The organism is Pseudomonas sp. GL93, assembly GCF_003408955.1.
GTDB lineage: Bacteria > Pseudomonadota > Gammaproteobacteria > Pseudomonadales > Pseudomonadaceae > Aquipseudomonas > Aquipseudomonas paracarnis.
The window spans coordinates 1-8,226 of sequence record NZ_NKRF01000031.1 but is presented as its reverse complement, the minus strand read 5'-3'; the positions used below and the strand labels follow the sequence as shown (position 1 = coordinate 8,226).

Sequence of the window (8,226 nt, the reverse complement as noted above, 5' to 3'; positions counted from 1 at the left end):
GGTAGGAACGGTGCTGCTGAATCCGGATCGGGACCAACAGAGCGAACAAAAAGCGGCATAGCAGAACGGTTGACGCGACAACCACCTTGAAAAACGCCGCCGTTGCGCGTCGTATTGTCATCCCACTTAAGTGGAGCGAGGTCGCGTAGCTCTAGGTTCCATCGATCAGGGGCATCTGGAATCGCAAAACGACTGAAAATCTTCGGTTCCCACATGCGATATCGATAAAGCGTGCACAAAGCTTTGACTGCAAACGAATGGTTAATTGCTGCGTTCGGAAAATTGGTTGAGGCTCGCGTATAGGTCTGAAACCCATTCCCGGTCAGATCCTGAATCACGCGCTTGAGCGCTTTGACGACGCTGTCGACATTCTGAATCGCCGAGCCTGGCGCCAAGGGACTGATTGTCTCAAGGTAGCCAATCAGAGGAGTCTGACGTACAGCCTTGTCATCGAGTACTTCCGGACTTCCAAGCTCATAGGGGGAGGCAAAAATCCTTTTCTTTTCCTCATCATCGAGCAGGTGGCGAACGATGTGCTCGGCCACCCCTTTGCATGAGTTAAGCGGATAGCGCCAAGTCAGCGTGCGAAACTCCAGCTCGTCGAAGCCAAGCAGTGCCTCGGCGCTCAACGGATTGGAGGCGTGCTTCAGAGACTTTGTCAGCTCGGCCAGCTCATGTTCTTGCAGCTTGCTCAGAAACTCGTAGGGTTGCTTTTTCATCGTGACTTTCTCAGGCGGGCAGAGGGAAGGGTTGTGCAGAATTGACACGAGTGAGGTCTTCGCTGAGTGCCTTGTACTCTGCGCCTTTTTCGGAGAGATTCATGATCTCTTCGTGACGGAAGGCCGCAGTGGTAACCGCTTCACCATAGCCTACACCGGTGTTATCCCTGATCCGCCTGGCCATTTCGTTGATGACCGCTTCCTCGCCATGCTGGTAGGTTGCTTTAACGATGTGGTATACGGCGCTGGTTGAGCGAAGGGCTTTCTCAGCGCATTGGGTGGATAGCAAAATGCTCATTGGGTGATTCCTCTGATAGTGCCGGAGTGGCACGATCAAAAGTACAAAACCCTTGGGGCAAAACCAGGGTAGGCAGATTTAATGGCGGGTTTGTGCGTCTCGAGTACCCTAGGACACTGGTATAGTCCATGCGAAAACAAGCAGGCTATCCAGTCAAAGCAGGAGCGCTTATCCATGCTGGACACCACTCTCTCTCATCAACAACTGATCGACACCTTCCTCCCCCATATCTTGGAAAACGAAGCCAAAGGCGTGCTTCAGGATCTGCTCGCTCAGCCCACTCTAGCCATGCAGTTTCTTTTCTTTTCAGAAGAGGCAACCCGAAAGGCAATCAAGCATGTAGTTGGAATTTTTGACGAGTGCTACCGAGCAGGGCAACTGAAGGTTGCCATGAGCCATGAAAATGGCTGCCTCTACGGCTATGCGTTGCTGTTCGTTCATCCGGATCCAAACGTTCCACGCTATTGTCACAAAATCTTTGTTTTCCCAGATTTTCGCGGCCACGGTATTGGCTCACAGATTCTCAATGCGCTGATCGACGATCCGCGCGATACCCACCTGTTGTGCGGCTATGACTTGGTAGATTTCTACGAGAATGCAGGGCTTGAGCAAAAAGGTGCATTCGCGGTTCCTGGGAAGCAGCAAGGATTTGCACTAACTCAAGGGATGTACGCTGACCTGGTTGTGATGGGCACACCAGGATTAAGTATGGCGTCAGGTGTGTTCATGCTGAACGATGACGACGTAAAGGCGCTGTTGGCTTGCGCATGATTTACCTAAGCTAGTCTTGCAAAAGCCGCCGCACCTTGCGATGCATGAACTAATGATCAAAGCAGGCTTCAGAGAGCTGCCAAACTTATCACTCGTGCCAATGAGAGATTGCTTAATCTAATGAAATACATCCTGTTTTTCGTCGCTGCCGCATCGACTTTGTGGCAGATGAGTTTCCAATACCATTCTTGGTGGAATTTTTTTCTACTGTCAACGATATCCGTCTCATGGATTCTCGGCACGGTATACACCTATGACTGTATTCAAGCTTTGACTGGACGAAGCTCTCCCTATTACAGGGAGTTTTATGGTGAGCTGAAGAAAGATTTCTGTATAGCACTACTCAGTGGCCTATCACTTACATTCATTATAAACATCTCTTCGGCGGCTTACAGCCTGTCAAGCATTGATATAGCTTTTGCTGGCTTCCCATTTTTGTTGTTAAGCATGTATGACAGCTTTGCGTTGAAAAAACAAAAGATTGTCGGTGTGCGACTTCCTAAGGCCATGACGCGCTCTATTATTGGACTTCAGCTTTTCATCATAGGCGTATTTATCTATTACCTGATAAAGGTTAACTCCGGTGCATTCGCGCCCGCAGAATCTCTGTGGATCCAGATAACACTCTTATTGACCGCCCTTTGTCTTTGCGTGTTTACGCATCAGATGGTTTTCATTCTTACAAAGCAGAGAATGGAGATATCACCTACGATACTTGGACTATTTGAAAGTATTAAAATGAGCAGGGGTGTATATAGACAGGCCGGTGAAATGGCAGAGCAGTGGAATAAAATTATATTTAATAAAAAGTTAGAGCAGCGTAGGAAAAAAGGTAAAAAGCACAAGCGCTGAAACAACCGATTCGAGGTGCTGTACGTCTGTAGTGGTCGACAATTTTCGGACAAATAATTGAGTTATCTTTCGCAATTACCGTCGGTACGAAACTGTTTTGCTGATGCGGCCCTGTCCAGTTGTAATGCTGCATGAGATATACGCTCCACGACGGCCTCTTCGCTGCGAAAAAAGAGGTCGATGGTAGCGCATAATCCTGCTTTGCTGCCTAGCTGGGTTTAGATAGGATCAGTGGAAAGTCACTGTCCAAGTGGCCGTGAAATGAGTGTCCAAGTATTCGTGGATTGGGTCTCCAAATGCCCATGGAATCCGCATTCCACTCTCGGCAATGGCTTCCTGCCACTAAATCACCCTTCCGACCCAGTTTCTCCCGTGATAAAAGCCAACTACACCCACAGAGTGCACGGACTGCCTTACGCCATCCGGGACAGGCTTTCCATCAGGACGGAGAAGCAAGATGCATTTGAAACGGATCAGGGCGTCAAATTTTCGGGCGTTTGGCGACGGTACGGTTGCCCCCTCACTTAATTGGGAGCTTGCCCCCGGACTGAACATCCTTGTCGGGGAAAACGATTCCGGCAAAACCTCTGTAATCGACGCGATTCGCTACGTGCTGTGGACAACCAGCTACGAGTTCATTCGCCTCTTCGAAACTGACTTTCACATCACGGGCTCGACACGAGCACGCTCTCTATTCATCGAAGCCACTCTTGTGGACCTAGACCCCGAGCAAGAAGCCTCAGTTCTCGAATGGATGACCCACGAAGCAGACGGGTCTCATAGCTTGATCGTTTATCTGCAGGCGCGTTGGATACCACCGAAGGCCAACAAACGTGGACGGGTTGAGGCAATCACCTGCTCGGGCCCGAACGGCACGGGGCCAGAGATCGGCACGGCGGTTCGCGAGCTCATCCGAGCCACCTACTTGCGCCCCCTTCGAGATGCCGAAGCCGAGCTGCGCCCAGGTCGCCAGTCTCGGCTGTCCCAAATTTTGGGCGCTCATAAACGCATTGATGGGCAGGAGCAAAATGACTTCGACCTCGCGGCTCCTGGTACCGTCCCTAGCAACCTGGTCGGGCTGATGGCGTTTGCTCAGCATCACTTGGGCGAGCATCAGGTCATCAGAGACGTCCAGGACGACATCAACGACAACTACCTGAACAAGTTCGCATTTGCCGGCGATGCTTTGTCCTCTCGTATCCAGATCGCTCCGGAGCTGGGCCTGCAGCCCATTCTGGAGCGCTTCGAATTGGCACTGCTGCCATCCTCCACCATCGATCCAGGTGAGCGGTGCATTCGCGGACTCGGCTATAACAACGCTCTGTTCATGGCGACCGAACTGGTTCTGCTGCGGGACGGTGATGAACTCGGACTGCTGCTGATCGAGGAACCCGAGGCCCATCTCCATCCGCAACTGCAGGAGCGCGTTCAGCAGCTCCTCGAACGCACCTCCAGCGCGGCGGAGCCAGATAGCCGCCCTGTTCAGATCATCATGACTACCCACAGCCCATCTCTGGCGGCAGGTGCGGACATCGCAAGTCTGACCTTGGTAAACCGTGCGCAACTATTCAGCTTGGCTCACGGGAAGACCAAATTGCTGAAAAGTGATTACGAGTTTTTGAGGCGCTTTATCGACGCCACCAAAGCGAATCTGTTCTTCGCTCGCGGCGTTGCGATCGTGGAAGGGCCAGCAGAAGCGCTGCTGCTGCCCGCTCTGGCTGCGGCTTCAGGATATTCGTTCAACGAACACGGCATTTCTTGCGTTAACGTTGGCGGAGTTGGGCTTTATCACTACGCTCGAATCTTGCAGCCGATTGATGGCTCGGCGATTCCCATTCCTGTGGCCTGCATTACGGATCGTGACATCGTTCCCAATGAGGCCACCTACATATCTCCTCCCAAGAACAATCGTAAACGATTCGAAAAAGACTACACGCCGGAGGAGATCGAGGCACTGGTCAAAACGAAGGTTGACCGCGCCCAGGGTGGCAGCACAATTGTCTGTGTCTCAGACAACTGGACCCTGGAATTTGATCTCGCCCTTCACGGATGCGCCCAGTTGATGCATGACGCGATTCACCTGGCTAAGAAGGCAGATTCGAGGAGTGAACGGCTGACGGAAGAAGACGAGAGAAACGCGATCGTCGAGGCAGGAGAGATTTGGAAAAAACTCTCGGATGCAGGACATTCACCAGTGGAATTGGCGGCACTCATCTACCAGCCGCTAGTGGAAAAAGAGGCGTCAAAGGCGATCACCGCTCAATACGCTGCTCACCTGATTTCAACAGGTGACTATGGGAAAGGGGATGAGCTGTTCAATAAGCTGCCGCCTTATCTTCAGCGAGCGCTACGTCATCTGACTGGCAGGGCAGCGCCATGACCGTGCCATTGATCGACGCTACCGACCTTGTTGCTCTGCTGGACCTGACACCCGATCTGAGCTTCGATGATCAAGAGCGACGAGCCGTGCTACTGGAGAACCGGTCTTGCGATATCAATGCAGCGCCAGGCAGTGGAAAAACCACGGTACTAGCCGCGAAGCTCTTGATGCTGAGCCGCAGATGGACCTCGAGCCGTGCAGGCGTTTGTGTACTTAGTCATACCAAAGTCGCCAGGGATGAGATTAAGAGCCGGTTAGCTACAAGCCATGATGGTAGTCGTTTGCTCACGCATCCTCACTTCATCGGGACGATTCACGCCATGGTGAATCAGTTTCTGGCTCTACCGTATCTGCGAAGCAACGGGATGACTGTTGATGTGATCGACGACGATATTTTTGCTCGACGAATACTGGCGTTAGCCAATGCGGACTTTAGCTTGCGGCGTTATATGGAGATGAATGCGGGTGTCGCGCCCATGCTAGAGGGTTTGATTTACAAAGGTGCGTTTCTGGACCTCGCCAGCGAGTTTGGCTCGCCTCCTAAACCTGGCGCGAAAACCCTTCCGACTATCGCAGGTATCAAAGGCAAACTCGCCGCTGAAGGGGTTTTCCGGCACGCGGACATGTTCGCGTACGCAGAACGTCTGTTGACCCTTTTCCCTAAGGTTCGCACCCAGCTATCACGAAGATTCCCTATCGTCTTCATCGACGAAATGCAGGACACGTCCTGGGAGCAAGAGCGCTTGTTGCAGCTGATGTTCGATGAGACGGTCACCGTTCAGCGCTTCGGTGACATCAATCAACGCATCCTTGGAAGCTCGGAAGGAGCGGAAAACCTGACCTTCCCCTGCGGCGATGTACTGCCGATCTCGTCAAGCAAACGCTTCGGTCCTCATATCGCTAGGTCCGTTTCTAGAACACAGCTGACAGGTACCGCTGTTACCGGAGAGGGCGAGGACCGTCACGCGTCCATGCTGATCGTCTACAGCACCGAGCGAGTACAGGATGTGATCTCGACGTTTGGAGTCCATGTACTAGACCGGTTCAGCGATAACGATCTAACCAGCGGAAAAGTCAAAGCCCTTTGCGCCCGCAAAAAGGGCGATGCTCAAAAACAGATAGCAGGCCGTACCCTCTTGGACTACTGGCCGGCTTCGGGTGGCGACGAATCTCCCGGTGCCAAGCTTGTGAGATTCTGGGCGCTTCTGGTGGGGACGAAGCCTGCCGTAAACGCATCGTTTTCATCACGATTTGAGGAAATCCGCAGAGCGCTGTTTCTGGTACTGCGCGCTGCTAAGGCAGAGATTGTCGAGGGTTTGAAAACCGATCATCAGTTGATCAGAAAACTGCGTGATGCTGATTTAGATGTTTCAGCTTTCCGGCTACTGATTCGTGATCTGTGCATGAAAAACATGAGCGGTGAGGATGAAGCTACGTGTATCCGTATCGTGAATTTCTTATACGTGAGGATGCGCCCTTTGCTCCCAGAGCACATGTCGCCACAGATATTCGCCGCGCTCCCGGTTTTTGAGCGACCAGAGGCCAAGGCTATTCACGGAGCCCACCGGTCCATGTGCTCTATCGAAAAAAATGGTCGCAGCTTAGATATTCATATCGGTACCCTCGCCTCGATGAAAGGCGAAACTCATCTGGCAACCCTTGTCATGGAGTCTCTAGGCCATCCAAGTCGTCGCTTCGACCTACAGCTGGCATTACCCATCATTGCCGGGATTGGCACTCGCTCCGGGAAAATGCCTGAGACTCAGCTTTCTCAATTTCGAAACCTGTATGTCGGTATGTCGCGACCTACCAGCTTTCTATGCTTGGCAGTCAACGCAGAACGGGTCTCGGACGAGTGTAAAACGGCATTGGTCGATCAAGGGTGGACCATCACCCATTTGCTGTAGCAGGACAAGGAGCAGACTTCGAGAGCGAGGGCTTCCTGACAGGCTTTGAGTCATTAGCACTCACCGTCCAGAATTGATCGAGCCGTGTCGAGTACGACTGGCTCATCATCTCCCTCTGCATACCTCAGTCGGGAGCAACCGATACGCTGGCAGAGCGCATCCCTCTGCCCCAGCGCCGTTGGTGGTGTTCATTTCCTGCAAGAACTGATCGCAGGCAACCGTCTGCCTGGTCGCGAGCCGGTATTCTGCAAACTCGCCTGGTTGGCGTAGGTCGTTCAGCACGATCTCTGCCTTCCTGAGGGCACAAAAGCTAGTAATACTAACGGTGATCACCCGATTTGTTCACGGATGGGTATGTTCCAGCATGAACAGAATCTGAACAGGTCGGCTCGGTCTATCAGGCTGCGGGCGCGGGCGTGATAGCCTGCTGGCCTACAAAAAGCTCCCTGTAACCACGCAAAAAGTATTTGTTCGGCTCCTTCTTCTTGACGTCCTCCGAATGCTCTCGCGACAAGTTGGCCAGAAGGCCGCAGTTGATGAGAAACGCGTTTGCTCGGGGAATGCGCTTTTCGGGCACGCCTGTCTTTTCGCAGATCGTTTCGAACGACGCCATCGTGTATGGCGTTTTGTTATCCCGGGCGAAAGCAAAGTAGAGGAATAGTTTGAGCGCATCGAGTTCGCAAACCGACCGCTTCTGGAACAACTGGAAGGGCTCGATCAGCGTCTGTTTCAGCGGAATGTACAGTGCCCTAGCCGGCAGCTTGCACCAATTGCCGCTGAAGTCGTAGCCGGTAATCAGGTACCGGCATTTCCGGCCTTGTTTCTCACTCGTGATCCGGCCAGCCTTCACCAAACCCTCCAGACCTGCTGCAACCAGCTGCCGACTTAGATTGGTGATCCGCATCAGATCGCTGTACGTAATGTCTGCAACCAGCTTGCAGCCATCAGTCCGCCAGTCCTCCTCTGCGACAGTCATCAGTGCGATGTACAGCTGCAACGCTGCGATGGCTGAGGAACGCGACACATTGCTCGTGTTAGCCCACCCGAAGTCTCGCAGTCCCCCTGCCTTAATCCAAAGTGCTGGCATCTTCACCCAAGGGAGAATTCTCATTTGCCTAATCCTTGTTGCAAACCGATGACGATGATCGCAGCGAAGATTGCAAAAGACAGGACGAGCGGTACTAGTTTGTCTGCCTTAGACGGCGTTTTTCAAGGTGGTTGTCGCGTCAACCGTTCTGCTATGCCGCTTTTTGTTCGCTCTGTTGGTCCCGATCCGGATTCAGCAGCACCGTTCCTACC

7 protein-coding genes are annotated in these 8,226 nt (G+C 52.7%); 4 read left to right on the top strand and 3 right to left on the bottom strand.

Annotation, left to right across the window (positions count from 1 at the left end):
* The coding region (locus CER19_RS05810; protein ID WP_133298312.1) for a hypothetical protein at window positions 1–719 on the bottom strand (719 nt) is incomplete at its 3' end.
* Between the two features lie 10 nt (window positions 720–729).
* Window positions 730–1,017, bottom strand: coding sequence for a hypothetical protein (locus CER19_RS05805; protein ID WP_116665710.1), 288 nt, complete (start codon window positions 1,015–1,017; stop codon window positions 730–732).
* 174 nt (window positions 1,018–1,191) lie between these two features.
* On the opposite strand from CER19_RS05805, the gene CER19_RS05800 reads away from it, so the two are divergent.
* The 4 genes from CER19_RS05800 (at window position 1,192) to CER19_RS05785 (ending at window position 6,927) form a co-directional block, all read left to right on the top strand.
* Entirely contained in the window at window positions 1,192–1,788 is a 597-nt protein-coding gene (locus CER19_RS05800) for a GNAT family N-acetyltransferase (protein WP_165861604.1), read from the top strand.
* Window positions 1,789–1,908: 120 nt separating this feature from the next.
* Window positions 1,909–2,640, top strand: a complete 732-nt coding sequence (locus tag CER19_RS05795) for a hypothetical protein (RefSeq protein ID WP_116665708.1) — start codon at window positions 1,909–1,911, stop codon at window positions 2,638–2,640.
* A 457-nt stretch (window positions 2,641–3,097) separates the two neighbouring features.
* Window positions 3,098–5,020 (top strand): ATP-dependent endonuclease, encoded by a 1,923-nt coding sequence (locus CER19_RS05790; protein WP_116665707.1) that lies wholly within the window; start codon window positions 3,098–3,100, stop codon window positions 5,018–5,020.
* Window positions 5,017–6,927 carry a UvrD-helicase domain-containing protein gene (locus tag CER19_RS05785; RefSeq protein WP_116665706.1) on the top strand — a complete coding sequence of 637 codons (1,911 nt, stop codon included), beginning with the start codon at window positions 5,017–5,019 and terminating at the stop codon, window positions 6,925–6,927. The genes CER19_RS05790 and CER19_RS05785 overlap by 4 nt, the downstream gene beginning before the upstream one ends.
* A gap of 397 nt (window positions 6,928–7,324) precedes the next feature.
* On the opposite strand, the gene CER19_RS05775 is transcribed toward CER19_RS05785, so the two are convergent.
* Window positions 7,325–8,038 carry an ArsR family transcriptional regulator gene (locus tag CER19_RS05775; protein ID WP_116665704.1) on the bottom strand — a complete coding sequence of 238 codons (714 nt, stop codon included), beginning with the start codon at window positions 8,036–8,038 and terminating at the stop codon, window positions 7,325–7,327.
* Window positions 8,039–8,226 lie beyond the last annotated feature (188 nt).